The 18,436-nt window shown below is 57.0% G+C and carries 20 protein-coding genes; 13 read left to right on the top strand and 7 right to left on the bottom strand.

All coding sequences use genetic code 11. The features are described 5' to 3' along the window. Window positions 1-182: 182 nt before the first annotated feature. Window positions 183-935 carry an alpha/beta fold hydrolase gene (locus GSF01_RS21160; RefSeq protein WP_159887291.1) on the bottom strand — a complete coding sequence of 251 codons (753 nt, stop codon included), beginning with the start codon at window positions 933-935 and terminating at the stop codon, window positions 183-185. 169 nt (window positions 936-1,104) lie between these two features. On the opposite strand from GSF01_RS21160, the gene GSF01_RS21155 reads away from it, so the two are divergent. Next, window positions 1,105-1,908 carry a DUF2935 domain-containing protein gene (locus GSF01_RS21155; protein WP_159887290.1) on the top strand — a complete coding sequence of 268 codons (804 nt, stop codon included), beginning with the start codon at window positions 1,105-1,107 and terminating at the stop codon, window positions 1,906-1,908. A 306-nt stretch (window positions 1,909-2,214) separates the two neighbouring features. After that, window positions 2,215-4,812, top strand: a complete 2,598-nt coding sequence (locus GSF01_RS21150; protein ID WP_159887289.1) for an Ig-like domain-containing protein — start codon at window positions 2,215-2,217, stop codon at window positions 4,810-4,812. A 67-nt stretch (window positions 4,813-4,879) separates the two neighbouring features. Here the strand turns inward: GSF01_RS21150 and GSF01_RS21145 are convergent, their stop codons facing one another. Continuing rightward, window positions 4,880-5,116 (bottom strand): hypothetical protein, encoded by a 237-nt coding sequence (locus GSF01_RS21145; RefSeq protein WP_159887288.1) that lies wholly within the window; start codon window positions 5,114-5,116, stop codon window positions 4,880-4,882. A 360-nt stretch (window positions 5,117-5,476) separates the two neighbouring features. Between GSF01_RS21145 and GSF01_RS21140 the strand changes: the two genes are divergently transcribed. The 3 genes from GSF01_RS21140 to GSF01_RS21130 all read left to right on the top strand — a co-directional run bounded on the left by GSF01_RS21140 (window position 5,477) and on the right by GSF01_RS21130 (window position 8,052). Beyond that, the gene (locus tag GSF01_RS21140) at window positions 5,477-5,992 is read left to right on the top strand and encodes a ferritin (protein ID WP_159887287.1); all 516 of its coding nucleotides are present in this window, start codon (window positions 5,477-5,479) and stop codon (window positions 5,990-5,992) included. 128 nt (window positions 5,993-6,120) lie between these two features. Then, entirely contained in the window at window positions 6,121-7,188 is a 1,068-nt protein-coding gene (locus GSF01_RS21135) for a Gfo/Idh/MocA family protein (RefSeq protein WP_159887286.1), read from the top strand. Window positions 7,189-7,845: 657 nt separating this feature from the next. Continuing rightward, window positions 7,846-8,052: a hypothetical protein gene (locus GSF01_RS21130; protein WP_159887285.1), complete on the top strand. Its 207-nt coding sequence runs from the start codon at window positions 7,846-7,848 to the stop codon at window positions 8,050-8,052. Window positions 8,053-8,365: 313 nt separating this feature from the next. Here the strand turns inward: GSF01_RS21130 and GSF01_RS21125 are convergent, their stop codons facing one another. Genes GSF01_RS21125 through GSF01_RS21115 form a run of 3 tightly spaced genes read right to left on the bottom strand, consistent with a single transcriptional unit; the run spans window position 8,366 to window position 10,883 of the window. Continuing rightward, window positions 8,366-9,223, bottom strand: coding sequence for a LamG domain-containing protein (locus GSF01_RS21125; RefSeq protein ID WP_159887284.1), 858 nt, complete (start codon window positions 9,221-9,223; stop codon window positions 8,366-8,368). A 24-nt stretch (window positions 9,224-9,247) separates the two neighbouring features. Next, window positions 9,248-10,156: a sensor histidine kinase gene (locus tag GSF01_RS21120; protein WP_159887283.1), complete on the bottom strand. Its 909-nt coding sequence runs from the start codon at window positions 10,154-10,156 to the stop codon at window positions 9,248-9,250. A gap of 22 nt (window positions 10,157-10,178) precedes the next feature. Continuing rightward, window positions 10,179-10,883: a LytR/AlgR family response regulator transcription factor gene (locus tag GSF01_RS21115; RefSeq protein WP_159887282.1), complete on the bottom strand. Its 705-nt coding sequence runs from the start codon at window positions 10,881-10,883 to the stop codon at window positions 10,179-10,181. Window positions 10,884-11,086: 203 nt separating this feature from the next. Between GSF01_RS21115 and GSF01_RS21110 the strand changes: the two genes are divergently transcribed. The 6 genes from GSF01_RS21110 to clpP all read left to right on the top strand — a co-directional run bounded on the left by GSF01_RS21110 (window position 11,087) and on the right by clpP (window position 15,315). After that, on the top strand, window positions 11,087-11,830 hold the full coding sequence (locus GSF01_RS21110; RefSeq protein WP_159887281.1) for an ATP-binding cassette domain-containing protein: 744 nt from the start codon (window positions 11,087-11,089) through the stop codon (window positions 11,828-11,830). Continuing rightward, complete coding sequence (locus GSF01_RS21105; protein WP_159887280.1) at window positions 11,827-12,993, top strand: ABC transporter permease; 1,167 nt, start codon at window positions 11,827-11,829, stop codon at window positions 12,991-12,993. The genes GSF01_RS21110 and GSF01_RS21105 overlap by 4 nt, the downstream gene beginning before the upstream one ends. 47 nt (window positions 12,994-13,040) lie before the next feature. Next, complete coding sequence (locus tag GSF01_RS21100) at window positions 13,041-13,547, top strand: hypothetical protein (protein ID WP_159887279.1); 507 nt, start codon at window positions 13,041-13,043, stop codon at window positions 13,545-13,547. A 214-nt stretch (window positions 13,548-13,761) separates the two neighbouring features. Further along, window positions 13,762-14,364 carry a winged helix-turn-helix domain-containing protein gene (locus GSF01_RS21095; protein WP_159887278.1) on the top strand — a complete coding sequence of 201 codons (603 nt, stop codon included), beginning with the start codon at window positions 13,762-13,764 and terminating at the stop codon, window positions 14,362-14,364. Continuing rightward, window positions 14,364-14,663 carry a hypothetical protein gene (locus GSF01_RS21090; protein ID WP_159887277.1) on the top strand — a complete coding sequence of 100 codons (300 nt, stop codon included), beginning with the start codon at window positions 14,364-14,366 and terminating at the stop codon, window positions 14,661-14,663. The genes GSF01_RS21095 and GSF01_RS21090 overlap by 1 nt, the downstream gene beginning before the upstream one ends. Window positions 14,664-14,730: 67 nt before the next feature. Then, complete coding sequence (gene clpP / locus GSF01_RS21085) at window positions 14,731-15,315, top strand: ATP-dependent Clp endopeptidase proteolytic subunit ClpP (protein WP_159887276.1); 585 nt, start codon at window positions 14,731-14,733, stop codon at window positions 15,313-15,315. A gap of 74 nt (window positions 15,316-15,389) precedes the next feature. Here the strand turns inward: clpP and GSF01_RS21080 are convergent, their stop codons facing one another. Further along, complete coding sequence (locus tag GSF01_RS21080) at window positions 15,390-16,376, bottom strand: ABC transporter substrate-binding protein (protein WP_159887275.1); 987 nt, start codon at window positions 16,374-16,376, stop codon at window positions 15,390-15,392. Window positions 16,377-16,701: 325 nt separating this feature from the next. Between GSF01_RS21080 and GSF01_RS29800 the strand changes: the two genes are divergently transcribed. Continuing rightward, entirely contained in the window at window positions 16,702-16,866 is a 165-nt protein-coding gene (locus GSF01_RS29800) for a LarC family nickel insertion protein (protein ID WP_235941653.1), read from the top strand. A gap of 161 nt (window positions 16,867-17,027) precedes the next feature. Next, window positions 17,028-17,309, top strand: a complete 282-nt coding sequence (locus tag GSF01_RS21070) for a hypothetical protein (RefSeq protein WP_159887274.1) — start codon at window positions 17,028-17,030, stop codon at window positions 17,307-17,309. 196 nt (window positions 17,310-17,505) lie between these two features. On the opposite strand, the gene GSF01_RS21065 is transcribed toward GSF01_RS21070, so the two are convergent. Next, complete coding sequence (locus GSF01_RS21065) at window positions 17,506-18,393, bottom strand: alpha/beta fold hydrolase (RefSeq protein WP_159887273.1); 888 nt, start codon at window positions 18,391-18,393, stop codon at window positions 17,506-17,508. Window positions 18,394-18,436 lie beyond the last annotated feature (43 nt).

Below are 18,436 nucleotides of genomic sequence, written 5' to 3'. Positions count from 1 at the left end.
ACTTCCCTGCGCAATACGAGCGCTTACGTCAATTGCACTCAAACGGTTGAACCGCCGTATACCGAACGGTACGTACGGTGGTGTGAGAGGTCGGCTGCTCAACTAATGGGCAGCCTCCTACTCGATTATGGGCCCGAGTCCGTTCAGGGGATCAGCCAGGCATATTGTCAGGCCGGCTTACGCTACTTGATCTGCTGCAGCCAGGCCTCGAGCTCCTGGACGATTCGCTGCTGCTGCTCATCCGGGGTGATGGAGGCGGGCTGATCGCCCTTCTGAAGGCCGTAGCTGCCGAACTGGGAGTGGTTGCCGCCCTCGATCTTCACATGCTGGGCGGAGGCGGGCAGCAAGCTCCGCGCTTTCTCGTACTTGTCGCGATTCAATACGCCATCGAGCGAGCCGGTGACAGACAGGACAGGCATGTCAACGTCCGCTAAGGCCCCTTTCGGATCGGGATACGATCCGAGGAAATACACGCCCTTGATACGGTCGGGATGGCTCACGGCGAATCGGGAGGCCATGACGCCGCCGAGCGAGTGACCGCCTATAACGAAGGAGGCGTCCGGCTCGCTGTCGATCACGGGAAGCGCCCGGTCGCCGCCCAGTACGGCAAGATTAAGCGGCATCCGGATGATGTACACGGCGTGCCCGCTCCAGGCCAGCGCCCGGGCCAAGGGGGCATAGCTCTCTGCTTGGACGAGCCCGCCAGGATAGAAGAGCACGCTCGGCTCTGTTCGACGTTCGGGGATGAAGCCGATCCAGCCGGGCTGCTCCACAGTCTTTAGAGACCCGCCGCTATGCAGCGCGGCTATCGCCCGCTCATCCGGTTTGTAAGGCATCAGGTACAGGCAGCCCGCGGCGACAAGGGCTCCCAATAGTAGCACGGATGCAGGAATCCACCAGCGGATGCGGCGTTTGTTCATTCGGGAATGTCTCATGGCGCGTTCACCTCGCTGAAGGGACAAGCAGCCTTGGCGAGGACCGGCCCTCGCCGGACAGACGGTCTGGGGCTTGTTCGAATGGACTTAATTTCCGACACTGGCATACACACCTCCTCCCCGCATTATACATGTGATATGTCGACTAATCACGAGGAGAGTGTTGGACTTGCACACTGAGTTTGTTGCCCGCTCGTTGGAAGAGATTCGATTCTGGTCACGTATTATGAAGGAGCATTCCTTATTTCTCAAGCTGGGCTTCCGCTGTGAAGATACTCAACTGATTCAGGAAGCGAACCAGTTCTTTAGCCTTTTCGAGCAGATCGAGAACAAATCCCACTCCTACACCGAAGCGGCAGACCCGGAAGAAATCAGACGATTCAACACGGAAGTTCATGCGGCCGCCTCCCACATCTGGGCGTTTAAAAGAAAAGTTCTTGGGCTTATCATCCATTGCAAGCTCCCCGGCGCAAACAACTTTCCCCTGCTGGTTGACCATATAAGCAGAGAGGCCAATTATTTCAGAAACCGGCTGGAGGAATTGAATACGGGAAGGCTGGAGCCGCTGCCGGATGCGATCATTGACGAGAATGTATTCTTTCTGCGCATCATGGCTGATCATGCCAAATTCATCGGGCATCTCCTCGACCCTTCGGAACGAAAGCTGGTCGAACAGGCACAAAGCTTTAGTCGGGATTTTGACCAGCTCCTGTTCCAAGCCGTCGATCTGAGCGGGATGCGGCCTCAATCCCAGACCCAGCCGCTTCTGAGCCAGTTCCTGGACCAGAACCGGGTGTCCGTCGTGTCTCTCCGGGATTTCAAAAAGACGGCACGGGAATTGATCGAGGCTTGCCGGATCAAAAGCATCATACACCCGCTGTTGGCTGACCACGTGTTTCGCGAGGCGGAAAGATTTTTATTCATCATCGACAGGTTTGAACTGCACTTGACAGGCAAACAGGGGATGAAGTAGGCCGCTAGCGAGCCCTGCCTCCGGCGGGGCGGCGGAATATCCGGCTCCGGACGGGGCCGCCGTGTTTGCTTATCAGGACGTTCGTCGCGTTGCTTGGTCTTGGAGAAGGCTGCCGTCGGAAGCAGGCTGCCTCCATTTTCAAGCAGGGGGGTGAACGTCTTGTTCTTTCTTCGCCATCTTGAAGTTGTCCTCCAGCGGCAGCCAGTGAATAATATTCAGGCAAAGTCTTCACAAAAAGCTGACGGATGTCGATATAGAAAGAAGCTGTTTATTTTGGGCAAGGAACAGACAGGAGAGATGAAACAGATGCGTTTTCAATGGATCAAAATCATGGCGCTAACGCTGATCGTCGCTTTGGGAGCGGGAGGTTTCTCGGGAGCGCAGGCAGTTGCGGCTACGGAAACCATTTCAAGCCTGGTTTTGAACAAAAACGAGCTGGCTCTGGAGGTCGGCGCTACCGCTACGCTGACGGCGACGGCGGTGTATGTAAGCGGAACGACGGAGAACGTTTCGGTGAAAACGGACTGGAATTCGGGAGAAGCGGATACGGCTTCCGTCTATGCAGGCGTTGTGACGGCCAAGAAGGAAGGCAAGGCGGTAATCACCGCCACCTATATGGGCAAGACCGTGATCGTGAACGTGACGGTCACCAAGCGGGTACGTTCGCTGATCAAGGACAAGCAGTTGATCGATCTCAGGCAAGGGCAGTCCGAACAGGTCACGCTGACCGCTTATTACGACGATGGCAGCCACGAAGACGTGACGAGCAAGGCCGACTGGAACATCGACAACGGCTCGATCGCTACGGTCATTAACGGCAAGGTGACCGGACAAAGCTCCGGCAGCACCGTGATCACGGCCAAGTACAACAGCCAGCAGATCACCATCCCGGTCAACGTGGAGATCGTCAAGCGTGTCGATCCGGAGAAGACAGAGGTTTCTCTGCTTCAGGGGGAGACGGAGAGCGTCAAGCTGATGGCGACCTACCCGGACGGAACGGTTGAGGACGTATCGGATAAGGCGGATTGGGTATCGGATGACAGTGAGGTTGCGGACGTCATCAAAGGCAAGATTACCGGATACGGTCCTGGTCAGGCGAGCATAAAGGCGACCTATGGCACGAAGTCCACGACGATCAAGGTCGACGTCGATCATGCCATCAAGATTGAGCTGGACAAGCAGAGCCTGTTTATGAAAAAAGGCGACACCTCGCAGCTGAAGCTGACGGCCACTTATGCGGAAGGCAACACGGAGGATGTAACGGCCAAGGCGGAGTGGACGTCTGAAGACGAAGGTATTGTGTATGTCATCAAAGGCAAACTCAGCGCCAACGGCACGGGTGAGACGACGGTCACCGTCAAGTACGGGAACAAGACCGTGCAGGCCAAGATCGATGTAGATGTGCCGCGCCGACTTGAGCTGGGCACGGAGGAGCTGTTCCTCAAGACGGGGGAGTCGGGCCAGCTGTCGCTTCAGGCGACGTATGCCGATGACACCGAGGAGGATGTGACGCGTGACGCCAAGTGGAGCATCGAGGATACGGCTATCGCCGGCGTGACTAATGGCAAAGTGACCGCCTATAAAGCCGGTGTTACGAAAGTGACGGCGACCTACGGGGGCAGAGAGGTGACGGCTTCGATCTCGGTCGACGTGCCGGTCAAGCTGTCGGCGAGCCATAAGATCGTTCAGTTTCAGGTGGGCTCTTCCGAGCAAATCACCCTGAAGGCGATCTACGTGGACGGACGTGAAGAAGATATAACAAGCAAGGCGGTATGGAGCTCAGGCGATGCGGGGATAGCCGAGGTGCGCAAAGGCCTAGTGTCCGGCGTTGGCACGGGGGCGACTACAGTGAAGGCCGCATTCGGCACAAGAACCGTCACCGTCCAGGTGTCGGTCGGCGTTCTGAAGACGCTGACGGTCGACCAGTCCAAGCTGGTTATGGCGAAGAACGAATCGAAGTCGCTCAGTCTCAAGGCTACGTATACGGACGGGACGACGGCCGATGTAGCGAGTGAAGCGGTATGGACGACCTCCGATTCCAAGGTTGCTCTCGTCACGGAGGAAGGCAAGGTAACAGCGGTCCAAACCGGCGAAGCGAAGATCACGGTGACCTTCGGCGGCAAGACGGTGGAGATTGTCGTGCAGGTGGATATGGCGGGCAAGCTGGTGGCAAGCCCGATGCAGCTGTCCTTTGACCTTGGAGAAACAAGAGCGATCGTCCTGACGGCGACCGACAGCAACGGCACATCCAAGAGCGTATCGCAGGAAGCGGAGTGGAAATCGGGAGATGACAAGATAGCTCAGGTCACGAACGGTGTGGTGACGGCTATCGCCCGAGGCAAAACGACGATTACGGCGATCTACGGCGGCAAAAGCGTATCGATACCGGTAGAGATCGGAGTCGTCCAGAGCCTGGAGGTGGACAAAAAATTCATCTCTACGAAGCGGGGAGATTCCGTACAGATCCGGTTGACGGCCGTGCTGTCCGATGGCACCAAGAAAGATATGACGGAATCCGCCGCATGGCGTTCCAGCAACTATAAGGTAGCGGATGTCACGGAAGGACTCGTAACGGCTGTCGACTCGGGCTCGGCCATCATTGTGGTCTCCTATGCCGGCAAGAGTGTGAACATCCCGGTGGAGATCGACAAGCTGAAATATCTCAAAACGAGTGAAGTGGCGATCGAGCTGAAAAAGGGCGCTACCTTCGATGTGAAGGCTATCGCGACCTACTTCGACGGAACGGATCAGGATGTAACCGTAGAAGGACTCTGGTCTTCGACGAACATCCGGGTAGCCGATGTGAAGGACGGCATCATCAAGGCGACGGGCAAAGGCAAAGCAACCGTGTCCGTCACTTACGCGAAGAAGAGAACGACCGTTGTCGTGACGGTCACCGGTTAACGCTATGGAAACGGCCGCCCCTGCGCATAAGGATGCGCGAGGGCGGCCGCTTGCGTTGGACGCACGGTCAAGCCTTTTTTCTCCGATAAGCCATGTTGTACATCAGTTCGGCACAGCCGCTCGCCGCCAATCCGATCAACCCGGGAACCAAGGAGCCGGTGGTGACGCGGAAGCCGGTATCCAGCTGGATATATTCATGATGAAACATGAGCCAGGGGATCGTAAAAGCGTGACCTGCGCCATAGAGAAGACCTGTTGTCAGCAAGAATGTGGACATCGTTACGATAAAGCTCTTCTTGTTCATGGGAACACCTCGCAGCAGTATAAAGACCACACTAATATATGGAAATAATACCCTGTTCCGGGTCGTTTATGCAAGTGGTCCGACGCCTGGTCTACTCCGGCACCGTACGAGTCGGCCCGCCCTTGGGCCCGCCTCCTCGAGGAGTAGCTGCTCAGTTCCGCCGCGGGAGAGCGGTAGGCGGCTTATTGAGGAAGATCAGGGAACATGGTAAAATAAGTGCGATCAGACCGCTCGCCGCGCTGAGCAGCCGGATAGAGGCAGGCGGGATAGAAAACGGCGGAAAGATGCAAACTACAAGGCGCTTAGCCGGATGAGAGCTTAGTGTGCATCGAATAACTATAGGATAAGGGACGTGACCTGATGCTGAGTGATAATCTGCTCGCCAAGCTCAATGAGCAAATGAATTACGAATTTTTTTCCTCCCAAGTGTATCTGGCGATGGCCGGCTACTGCTCGTCGGAGAGCTTCGACGGGTTTGCGAACTTTTTTATCGTGCAGGCGGAAGAAGAAAAGTTCCATGCGATGAAAATTTTTCATTTCATCAATACGCTCGGCAAACGTACCCATGTTAGCGGGATGGAAGAGCCTCAAAATGCTTATACATCGCTGCTGGACGCTTTCGAGCATGCCTATGCGCATGAGCAAACCGTAACCAAGCGTATTTACGAGCTGTCGGATATTGCGTGGAATGAACGTGAGCATGCGACGATTAATTTTCTGAAATGGTTCATCGATGAGCAGGTCGAGGAGGAAGCTACGTTCGACAGCATCATCCAGAAGCTTCGCCGTATCGATAAGGATAGCAACGCTTTCTATATGCTGGATGCCGAACTGGCGCAGCGCACCTTCGTGCCTCCTGCAGAGGGCCAAGCCTAATACCCCAAGCAGCCCCCGGGAGTCCGGGGGCTGTTTGCTTGAAGAGAAGCCTTGCAGGCGGAGGCGGCAGCTGAACGGGCAGCGGATCGGTGCCTCGGACTATGCGGACAGAGGAGGAATAAGTGGAAATGAGCCAAGTAAATGGGGAACAGCAAGTAGATAGAACGGGAAGCGGGAGCCGGGAATTGGGATTCGGGCTGATCGGAGTAGGGGCGATCGCAGAGCTCCATGCCATCGCGATCGGCAATCTGCCGGGCGGTCGTCTTGTCGCGGCAGCCGGTCGACATATAGAGAAAACGCGGGCCTTCGCCGAGCGGGCAGGCTGTGAAGCGGCGGGCGATGCCAGCGAGCTGCTGGCGCGTCCCGATATTGACATCGTCTGCGTCACGACCAGCAGCGGCAGCCATGCCGCTATCGGCGAACAGGTGCTGCGGGCAGGCAAGCATCTGATCGTCGAGAAGCCGATGGCGATGACGGTCTCCGAGGCGGAGCGTCTGCTGCGTCTAGCCGAGGAGCGGGGCCTGACGCTGAGCGTCATCTCGCAGCGGCGCTTTGAAGCTCCGTACCAGCTGGCCAAACGGATCGTCGACGAAGGGAAGCTCGGGCGCCTGATTTTCATCGAGGCGTTGACGCCATTTTACCGGGATCAGGCCTACTATGACTCGGCCGATTGGCGCGGCACGATCGCGGAAGACGGGGGAGCGCTGATGAATCAGGCGATTCATCAGGTCGATCTGATGCTGTGGTTCGGAGGGGAGGCGCTGAGCGCGACAGGGAAGACCGCGACGCAAACTCACCGGATGGAGGCCGAGGATCTGGCGCTCGGCATCGTGAAGTTCAAGAACGGCGCGCTTGCGAACATCGTGGCTTCGACTAGCCTGCAGCCGGCTCAGCCTCCCGCCATCAAGCTGTACGGGGAGCTGGGAGCGATCTGGATCGAGGGCAACGCGGTCACTTTATGGTCGGTGCCGGGCGAAGAAAAGCCGGAAGCGCCGTCCGAGCCGTCCGCGGATGGAGCGAACGACCCTCGCGTGCTTCAGGATGAAAACCATCGCAAGCAGCTGGCTGACGTGCTTGAAGCTATCGAGCAGGGCCGTCAGCCGTTGGTCGGCGGGCGGGATGGATACAGAGCCGTCCAACTGGTGAATGCGATCTACGAAGCGTCCAGGACGGGCTGCGAGGTCGCGCTGTCGTAGAAGGGCAGACTGCGGGCAAGCTAGAGGGACATTCTATTCAGCCTAACCGGATTACCCGGTTGAGCATGGACGGACGGATACCCTATGAATATCAGGTAAGGCAAGCATAAGCCGTTCTCTTTCCTCGGACAGGAGAACGGCTTTTTCCGTTCGGAAATCTAGCCCAAGTTTAGCGCGGATGGGAATCGGAGGAAGGCGATCCCTTGGTTGGAGGACCTGCCCAAGACGGGAGCCGCACAGGGAGCGCCCTCAACATGCCGCTGGAGAAGGGGCAGGATGGGGAGAGGACAGCTTGGTGTTTGGAGGAGTACAGATGGAGGGCAGGAGGAAGTACGGGAGGAAGTACGGGAGGAATACGGGAGGAATACAGGAGGAGCCCAGGAGAAGTACAGGTGGAGCGTAGGGGGAAGTACGGGAGAAATCTATATTTGGACTAAAGGACTCCAGAGCCGCTATTGGTTTTCCTCAACCCGTTTTGCGTGTTGAACGGACTGAGGAGCCTCTAAACGCTGAATAACCGCACCCATCAGCTCCGTTTTGTACAAATAGGGGCATCCGAGTCCGTTACATCGCAACATCGGGACTCAGAGCGCGTTTAACGGCTTTACGGTCCGACCGCGTTCTTGCGTACCCCCTCTCCGCTCCGGAGGGGCCTCCGTGATTGCAGCCCCCCTGCCGGGCGAGCTGCTGGAGGTCCGGCTCGGCGTTACCGAGATGACGATCAGAGCCGTTCAGGCCGATATGCTGCATCACAGAGGCTCGGCGTATCTGCAGGCGAACGGCTCGTCCCGCCGGCTGCGGGAGGCATACTTCCCGGCTAGCCTGACCCCGACGGCGAAGCGTCTGGAGAAGCTGCTCCGCTAGAGGCGGGATGATGCGCATGGCGGCAAGAGCCGAGCCAGGTTGGCGGAGGTGAAATAAGCAGGTAGCGATGAGCCAAGCAAGTGTGGAGGCTTCTCCTGGAGTCTCCACACTTGCTTGACAGAGGAACCAGGGTTCGTTATTCGGGCGAGCGGGACGGCTATTTCACACCGGGTAAGCCGGTCCGCACCGTCAATCCCCAGCCAAAACCTTCCATTTGCGTGACTTCGGCACGAATGGTGTTGACCCCGGCCTTCCACGTTACAGGAACCTTATGGAAGTCGATGCGTATGCGTCCGTCACTCGCGGGAGGCTGTCAAAGCGATTTCCCTTGGTAGACTTCCTGCTCATTTATCCACAAACGGAGATGGTCGCTGAAGCCGAAGGATAACAGCGTCTCCTTCTCCTCTGCCAGTGTAATTTCAGCTCTGGCTTCGAGCGTCGCCCCGGGTTCAGCCTTATACAGCCGATTGATGTTGAGGGTTCCGTTCTCCTCGACGACGGCCTTCGTCCACGGTTGTCCGGCAGTAGGCGGGCAACCGTGTAGATAAGGCTGGGATACCTGCCATTCGGTGACCAGGGTTTCGGACGGCAGATACCCCGATAGCGCGCTTCTTTGTTCAACGGCAGCGGGTTCAATTTCCTCTACAGAGAGATTGCGGATGTAGCTGGGCAAAAAGTTCCAAAAGCCGATCCTTCCCGCCGAAGCTCCGTGCTGCAGGTTGGAGATGACGAGCTGCGGCTCAGGGCTGTCGTCCAAATAAACGGCGGCTCCGTGCGGATGAACCTCGACCGTGAAGGTATGCCATTCGCCTGTGGTATCCGGCAGCGGCTTCTGGTAGGCAGGTCCATTATAGATCTGCCAGGTCATGGACCCGTTCATGATCGGATCGTATTGTATTTCTACGGGGGGCATATACACCAGCTCATAGTTGGAGGTATCGCGGGCCCCAAAGATCAATCCGATGAAGCCAACCTCCTCAGGAATAGCCACCTCGGCTTGAAGGCGATAGGACTTGAAGGGAATCTCCTCCTTGATAAACACGGGAGAGTTGGTTCCATTCAGAAATAAAGCCTGGCGGCCCTTCCACTCAGCCTGACGAGCTCTGGAATTCCCCAGGTCCAGTTCTTCTCCATGATCCCACAATGAGTACAAACGTTTGGCTGGCTCCATTCGTAGAGCCTCCTTCTGTCATGATTATTTTCCCGGCAGCTCGGCTTCCTCCGCGAGAACCGGCAGCTTCACTTTAATCGTCATCATCCCCGACTCGTAGACGAAATCGAGATGGCCCCGATGCCGCCGGACGGTATCGGCGACCACATAGGTCCCGATGCCCCGCCTCGATGCGTTGCCGGCTTGCTTGGTCGAGGCTACGGGACGCTGGAACAGACTATCCAGCATGTCGCCCGGCAGTGGCAGAGTGGAGTTCCTCACCTCTAGCACGTACAGACCGCTGCGCCTGGAGGTCGAGATTCCGATGACGGCCTCGCTATGGGCATGGCGGGGAACGGCATTCCCCGCAAGCAGGCAGCGCTTGGCCGCCTCCAATGCGTTATCGAGCAGATTGCCGGCGAGCTTGGTCTGCTCGATCAGGCCGATGGGCAGCGCGGACAGCGGCACGTCCAGCTCGAGGCGGACATCGATGCCGTGCGCCTCACCTTCCTCAGCGACATAGGCCAGCAGCGAGGCCATATGGCCCTTCTCCCCCTGAAGCGGTGCATGGATGCGCCTCGTATCGCCGGTCAGCTCGCGCACGTAGCGCTCCACATCCGCGCCGCCTTCCTCCTGCGACAAATGCTCGATAGCACGCAGATGCTTCAGGAATTCATGCCGCTCTGAGCGGACCTGGACCAGCGTCTTCTCCATCATGGCCTGCTGGGCGATCAGCAGGCTGTTGGCGTGGTCCAGAGACAGCGCCCGGGATTTCCAGCGCCTTGCCGCAAGAAACGCCCAGACCAGAAGAACCGTCAGGACGGCCCCCGCCGCACTGACGGCTGCTACGACTCCTGCGGCTCCTACAGCTGAAGAGGCGACGGCTTCACCTTTGGCTCCCCCCGCAGCAAGGCTGATTCGTTCCGCGGCCAGCCCGGTCCAGACAACAGCCATCGAGGCACCTCCTTTCTCTCTATTAAAAGTACTTCGACTGGAATTCCTCCATTTTATCTTTCGTCATCATGGCCGTTTGCTTGGTCGGATAGAAGGCGATCGAGTAGGAATGCTTGGAGTACAGACTGAAGTTTTTGACATGATGGATGTTGATAATAAACGAACGGTGAGAGCGAAAGAAGTCGCGTTCCACCAGTTTTTCCTCAAGCTCTGCGAGCGGCTGGTACGTCTCATACGTGTCGCCTGTCGTGACGATGGTCGTCGTGCGTCCCGTGCGCTCGATGAAGATGATGTCCGGCTTGCGGATCACATGGATCTCGGCCTTCTGCTTGATGATCAGGTTGCCGTGAGCCGAATCCTGCTTCCGCCGCTTCTCGGCAAAGCGCTGTACGGACTGGAGGAGCCGCTCGCGTGTGTAGGGCTTCATGATATAATCATGCACTTGAATTTCGAAGGCATGAACGGCATAGCCGCTGTGCCCGGTAACGAAGATAACGGTGGTCTTCAGCGCGTAGGAGTGTACGAAGTGGGCCAGCTCGTAGCCGGAGAGCCCGGGCATTTCGATATCGGCAATCAGGAGGTCGATCTTGTCCTTCTTGACTTCCCGGTAGGCTTCCTCGGGGTCCTGCGTGGCGAAAACGATCTCGGCCTCGTCGAGCTGTCCGACTATGGCCGTCAGCTTCTCCAGATCGTACGGTTGGTCATCGACCAAGCCGACTCGAATCATGGTGTATCCGCTCCTGTGTCAAGGTATGCTGCAGCTGGCATTCAATCCCATTATACATGATGCTCCCTATTCGCGACAGCAAAAGGACGATTGGCGACATGTTCGTAGACACCGGCATAGGATCGGCTATGATAAGCATATGAAGACCGACCGAGAGGGAGAAGAAGCAGGAGACGGCGGGAGAAGAAGAGGAGGATTAGGACATGATCAAGGTGGATGAGGTGAGTAAAGCATTTTCAGTCAAAAAAGAGACGGTACATGCGGCGCGCTCGATTTCGCTGGAGGTGCAGCAGGGGGATATTGTCGGCCTGCTCGGTGAGAATGGGGCAGGGAAGACCACGCTGCTGCGCATGATTGCGACGCTGTTGGAGCCCACGTCCGGCCATATTTCGGTAGCGGGCTTCGATACGATCCGGCAGCCGATGGAAGTGAAGAAGCGGATCGGCGTGCTGTTCGGCGGGGAGACCGGCTTATACGAGAGGCTGTCGGCGAGAGAAAATCTGGAGTATTTCGCGATGCTATACGGCTTGAGCGCCCGTGAGACAAAGACGCGTATCGAGTCGCTGACCGTGAAGTTCGGCATGAAGGAGTATATCAACCGTAAGGTCGGAGGCTTCTCCAAGGGAATGAGGCAGAAGGTGGCCATCGCGCGCACTTTGCTTCATGACCCCGAGGTCATTCTGTTCGATGAGCCGACGACGGGGCTGGACATCACTTCGGCCAATATGTTCCGCCAACTGATCCATCAGCTGCGCGGGGAGGGCAAGACCATTATTTTCTCCAGCCATATCATGGAGGAGGTCCAACTGCTCTGCCGCTCGGTCATCATGATCCATAAAGGCGAGCTGGTCTATAACGGATCGCTGGACGAGCTGTACGAAGCCGAGCAGAGCAAGGACCTGAATTATATTATGATGTCGCGGCTGGTCAGGGGGAATGCAGGATGATCTGGGGGATTTTTAAAAAGGAATTGAAGGATAGTATCCGCGACCGGCGGACGTTGATGTTGAGCATTTTCCTGCCTGTTTTATTGATCTCGGGCATGTCGCTGCTGTACGAGAACTTGTTCTTCCGGGAGGAACAAGAGGTGACGGCTAAGGTCGGCATAGCGCAAACGACCGACGAAGCCACCTGGCAATGGCTGTCCTCGATGCCGGGTGTCGAGTGGACGAAGCTGGCTGATCCGCAGGAGGCGGCCGTGAAGGGCGATGTGCAGATTGCGCTCGAGCTGGCGCCGGACTTCGCAGCCAAACTGGAGAAGGGTACCCCAGCCGAAGTGAAGCTGTATGCCGACTCGTCAAGCATGAATGTTTCCAGGGCGGTCGATCTGCTGAAGGAACGGTTTACGGAGAAAGAAAGGGCACTGGTGGAGACGCGTCTGACTAAGGCGGGTGTCGATCCTCAGCAGGTGAAGCCGTTCGTGCTCGATGTCCGGCAGCTGGAGGGGGGCGGCGAGATGGCGACCATGATGATCTCCATGCTGTTCTCGCTGATCATTACCTTGTCGGTGATGCTGGGGGGGATGCCTTCGGCTACTGATCTGTTCGCCGGGGAGAAGGAACGCAAGACGATGGAAGCGCTGCTGATCACCCCGGTCAGCCGCCTCCGCCTCATCGTCGCCAAGTGGCTGACGATCTCCACGCTGGGGACGGTCAGCGGCATCTTCTCGATCCTGGCGTTCGTGGTCGTGACCAAGCTGCTGACGGAGAGGATGGCTACGGTGCTGGATTACGGCGAGGGAACGGCGGCGCTGATGCTGTCCGCGATTCTCGGGATCGTGCTCTTCTCGGCCTTGTTCGCTACGCTGCAGATGATCATCAGCATCATAGCGAAAAGCTATAAGGAAGCACAGAGCTACATGTCTCCGATCATGTTCGTCGGGATGATTCCATACTTCCTGCTGATCGGTCTGGCACCGAACGAGCTGACGCCGATTCACTTCCTGATTCCTTTCATGAACATCTTCGCTCTGCTGAAGGAACTGATCTACGGCATCTTCTCCCTGTCTAGTCTGCTGTTGGTCTTAGGCAGCTCGCTGGTGCTCATCGGCGCAGGATTCGCGGCGGCCTATGCGATGTTCAGCAAGGATAAGTGGGTGCTGGGCAAGTAGGAGCCTCAGGTCATACGTGGAAGACGGAGATACCGGGCGGAATCGGTTTGGATGGTTCGGACGGTAAACAATCGCCGGTGTTCGCCTGGAACGAGGGAGAAAAGAAGGAGGAATACGCGATGCAGAATCGGGAACAGGGGTACACGGTGAAGGTAGCGCAAACTACGCTGGTAGCGGCCATGGTGCCGTTGATGACGGCGCCGATGACGGTCGGAGTTATCATGCTGAACCGCGCTGATAGGGACTGGGGGGCATGGCCGATAGCTGTTATCCTGCTCTGGCTGATCATCGGCGGCGTGATGTTTGGGCTGGCGATGCGGTCCCGTCACTTATCGGCGGACAGCCGGGGCATCCGCTACGGCAAGCGGGAATACGCATGGGCCGATATGACAAAGCTCGGGATACTCGCCAAGCGCCGGCAGCTGCACCTTCATATGCGTGGAAGATGGGGCTACCATATCTTCGATATCCGCGACGAGCGGGAATTCGCCGGAGCGGCGGAGGAGCTGGCCCGGCGGGCCAGCGAGCGAGGCGTGTCGGTGGAGCGGGTGTAGGTACATGGGTTATCGGACCCGGACTGCAGGTAATCGCAGGGGCCGGTTATCCAGAGGCTCTTGGACAGTTTTTGTACGGTCGATAAGCTAAGATGCGGTCTTGCCGGGGGTCGATGTCCCGGGAGACCGCATTTTTTTGTTGAGAAATTTGACAAGACAAGCGGATTCGTAATAATATAAGTTTACGTAAAAATAAATTTGTATGGTGGTGCTCATGACTAACCCCGATGGACGCGTACAGGATGTGTATCGGCTGGAATCGGCCGAGCAAGCGATCGCGCTGCTGAATCCGCTGCGAGCCGAAGTGCTGCGCTTGCTCTGTGAGCCGGCATCGGCCTCCGAGGTGGGAAGGCAGCTGAGCGAGACGCCGCAGAAGGTGAACTACCATCTGAAGGCGCTGGAGAAGGTAGGCTTGATCCGGCGGAGCGGAACAAGGCAGGTCAAAAATCTGGTTGAGGTGCTCTATCAATCGATCGCAAGGACGTATCTGATACCCGACTCGTTCGGGTGGCCGGATGACGTGGTGCAGCGGATGAAGGATCAAGGATCGCTGCGCCATCTGATCACAGCCTCCGAGCGTATGCGTGGCGATGCGATGAGATTGATGGAAGTGGCCGATGAGGAGGAAGTACCGAGCGCCGTGCTGGAAACGGAGGTTTATTTGCCCGATGAAGCAGCCAGACAGGCCTTTATCCGCGATTATGCGGAGGCGGTCCGCACATTGGCCGAGAAGTACAGAACGAGCGGGCGGGGAGCCGGCTTCCGCGTGATGACGGCCGTCTACCCGGAGCCAGAGGAGAAGGAGGGGCGGAACTGATGGATAGAAGCTGGATCAACCCAAAGCGTGCCGAAACGATGAAAGGGGATGAGGGAATGCGGTCAGCCAGACAGCTGTCGGAAGCTTCGACTAGGGCCGAGAGGCAAGGAGCGGCGCCGACGATTATATGGGAATCGCGACGGGGGCAGGGCAACAGCTCCGGAGAGGCGACGGTGCATGAGCTGTATACTGGTCAAGGTGCCGAGGGAGAAGCGGGTCCGGTAATCCGGGTAACGTCGTCCGGCTTCGGACAGCAGATGCGGAGTTCCATGTCCGGCAGGCTGTGCAGCGCGGCGTAGAGCTGCGCAGTGCAGTATAGAGCAGTGGGACGCAGGCATTCATTTGAACCTTGAAGGAGGGAAAACGATGAGCTATATTCCTATGGTAGTCGAGCAAAGCGGGCGAGGAGAACGCTCCTACGATATTTATTCGCGGCTTCTGAAGGACCGGATCATCTTCCTCGGCAGTGCCATCGATGATCAGACAGCCAACGCGGTGATCGCCCAGCTGTTGTTCTTGACGGCGGCAGACTCGGAGAAGGATATTCATCTTTATATCAATTGCCCGGGGGGCTCTACCTCCTCGGGGCTGGCCATCTACGATACGATGCAGTTCGTCAAGCCGGATATTTCGACGATCTGCGTGGGACTTGCGGCTTCCTTCGGTGCGGTATTGCTAGCAGCAGGGGCGCCAGGCAAACGGATCGCGCTGCCCAATGCCGAGGTGATGATCCATCAGCCATGGGTCGGCGGCGGCGGGGTTCGGGGGCAAGCCTCGGATATCGCCATTCAGGCCGAGCATATTCTGAAGACCCGCCGTACGCTGGACGGCATTCTCGCCGAACGGACCGGCCAGCCGCTGGAGAAGATTCAGCGCGATACGGACCGCGATCATTTCCTGTCAGCGGATGAAGCGCAGGCTTACGGACTGATTGACAAGGTGCTGCGCTAGCGAAGCCATCTCCCCTCCAGTCATGGCAAAAGAAGTAGGACCCCACCTTCAGCATCGTTGAAGGCGGGGTTTGTTTATTTGCCCGTCATCTTGCGCGTGACCAACTCCAGCGCCTTTTCATTAATGAGCGGGAAGTCGCGCAATGTCCAATAGGGGAGTACGAAGGCTTGGTCGTTCTTAACGGCTTTGAGATTTCTCCAAAGGGAGCTTTGCTTGAGCTCGTCGAATTTCTTCTCCGCTTCCTTGTCGCCTCCGACAGCAGGGAATCCGACTTGGACGAACAGGAAGTCCGCATCGAACTCCGGCAGCGACTCCATAGATATCGCCTGAAACTTCTTGATGGCTTTGACGCTATCCGGCGCCTGCAGCCCCAGGTCGCCATACACAATGCCGCCGAGCTGCGGACTGGTTCCGTAGACACGGTATTCCTTCTCAAGGACGCGAAGAATAGCGACGGTCTTCCCGGCAGCGGAAGCAGCTGCAAGCTTGTTCTTCGCCTCGGTCGCCTTGCCTTCGTATTGCTGAAGCCACTGGCTGGCCTGTTCGCTTTTGCCGAGAATGTCGGCGAAGGACCGCAAGTCCTTCCGCCAATCGCCGGTTTCCTCAAGCAGGATTGTCGGCGCGATTTTGTTCAACTGGTCATAGATGGCTTCATCGCCTTTGCGGGCGATGATCAGGTCGGGGGCTGCATCCAGCACGGCCTCCAGATTGGTCTTGTCCCCCAGGTTCTTCACGCCCTCAAGGGGCTTGCCCTCTAGATATTCGGTATCGGTAGAGCCGAGATAGGTCGTCATGGCGTAAGGCTTCGCACCAAGCGCCAGCATGGAATCGGCAAGACGATAGTCGAGCACGGCAATCTTGGAAGGTTCGCCTTCGATAGTGGTTTCGCCTTTGAGATGACGAACAACCCTCGGCTCGGCAGAAGCTGCCGCCGTCGCGGAGCCGGAGCCTGCAGCGGAAGGATTGGGAGAATCGGCAGCCGGACGTGAGGAGCATCCGACAGCAACCGCCAGAAGGAGAATGACTGCGAGAATAGATCGGGGGAATTGGGTGATGTGCACAATAGTAGCCGCCTTTACTTTAAAATGGTTTGGAGTACTAGCATTCTAATGATTATGATAATCATTATCAATAAATTCAGTCTTATCATATCGCCATGTCTCCATAAGGTCAACCTAATATTTCTGAAGCGAGCGTCTTCCCTAGATCGGACGGGCGGAAAAGCCCTAGATTTCTTCCGCTTTAGTCAGTCTAATAATAGAAATCCGATCTCAACAGCGACCGGAAGGCCGCACTTTCCCGCAGTTACGGAATGCCCCATCCTCAGTCGCATGGACAAAGGCGCGGCGCGCTTGCTATGATGGCGGAAAAGAGAGGTGAACCGGCATGCACGACCACTGGGAGGAGCATGTGGACGAGGGAATGCTGCTGCAGGCGAACCTCGACGATATGAGTCCCGAGCTCACGTCCGCGATTACCGACTGGCTGTTCAGGGCCGGTGTCGGTCAAGGTCGGCTACTATCAGGGCGAGCTCGTTCAATATGCGCCTGAATTCCGCGAATGCTAAGCCGCCGCCGCGCGGCACGGCGTTCCGCTCAAGGACGTCTATGACGAGGTCCGAATGGCGTTTCGAGACAGGGCGTCGAAAGAAAGCTGAAGCTCCCGAGCAACAACCCGGCGCGTTGGCGCGGTCGTAAAGGTGAGGTGAGAGCATGCGAAAGAGAGACTTTCTGTTTCTGGCGGGTTGTCTGGTGTTGGCGGGGCTGGCGGCGATGCTCGCGCCCGGGCGGGCGAAGGCCTGCTCCTGTGCGGCGCTTCCGGGCACGCAGGAGCAGCTGGAGCGTAAGACGGCCGTCTATACGGCCTGGAGCTCGGCCAGCTGCGGTTACGAGCGCTTTGCAGTGGGCGAATCGTACCTTATCTTCGCCAGTAGGGATCCGGACCGTCTGGAAACCGGCATCTGCGAGGGAACCAAGCCGCTGTCCCAGGCGTAGCAGTTGGCCGAGCTCGGCGAGGGGCTTGCGCCCGCCGCTTCGGCGGTCCGGCCGGCTCGGCGCTGCCGGAATCGCCGTGCTGCTGATCGCCGCCGGCTGGATCGTTTTTCGTTTTAAAGGTAGACCGTGAGCTTAGCCTCTTGTAAATCCAAAAAGTCCTGATGAATCAAGGGATTCTTGATCATCAGGACTTCTTTTATTTCGATTTCAAAAAATCAACCATTTCCTGATTCACGTATTCCGGCTTTTCAATATTCGTTCCATGCCCTACGCCGGAAATCGAACGGGTTTGAATATGCGGGATCAGTTGCTTGGCTCTGGCAAGCGCACGTTTGTAATCGTAGATGACTTCCTTCTCTCCAATGATGAGGAGAGCCGGCTTGGCAATCGACTGCAATTCTTCATTGCGATATACAGAGGGGATCAGCACTTTGTGCTTCCAACCAAAGCCTTTGATGCCATGATAGAATTGCTCAATTAAGTGATCGCTGACGTTGCCCCGGTTCTCTTTTCCGATGAACCATTTGGCACAGAAATCAATGATGACGGGACGAAATTTGAGAACGTTCGCCGCCAGCAGCCGAATGCCGAATTGCTTCGTGAAGGGTGCGAATGACGCGGCAGGAGCGAGAAGGACGATCTTTCTCACTCTGTGCGGTGCCTGCATGCTGAAGTTCAGCACGTGCCAGCCGCCGTTAGAGTGACCGATAAAATCAGCTTGTTCAATTCCAAGCCGGTCCAGCAATTCCACAAGCCAATTCACGTAATCCGCTTTCGCGGTAAAATGTTTTTTGGCAGCGCTTCGATTAAACTCTCCGATCACATCGACAGCATAGACACGATGATTGGTGGCAAGCGCCTGTACGTTCGGATACCACATTGTCGCGCTGAATCCGAAGCCATTTAGCAGCATGACCGGACTTCCGTCTGTTGGACCGGAAACCAATACGTGAGTCGTTCCATAGCTGGTTTCAACGTATACCGATTCGTAAGGGACCGGCCACAGGGACAGCGTTTTTGCGTAAGCGTCCATGTACTTCTGTTCCAGTTGTTTGCTCTTAAAAAGCTCTGATGTCTCCGGCACGGGCAGTGGGCTCCTTTTATCCAACGAAAGATACTTAACTATC

The organism is Paenibacillus puerhi (assembly GCF_009846885.1).
GTDB lineage: Bacteria > Bacillota > Bacilli > Paenibacillales > NBRC-103111 > Paenibacillus_G > Paenibacillus_G puerhi.
This window is presented reverse-complemented; position numbering and strand designations above follow the sequence as displayed.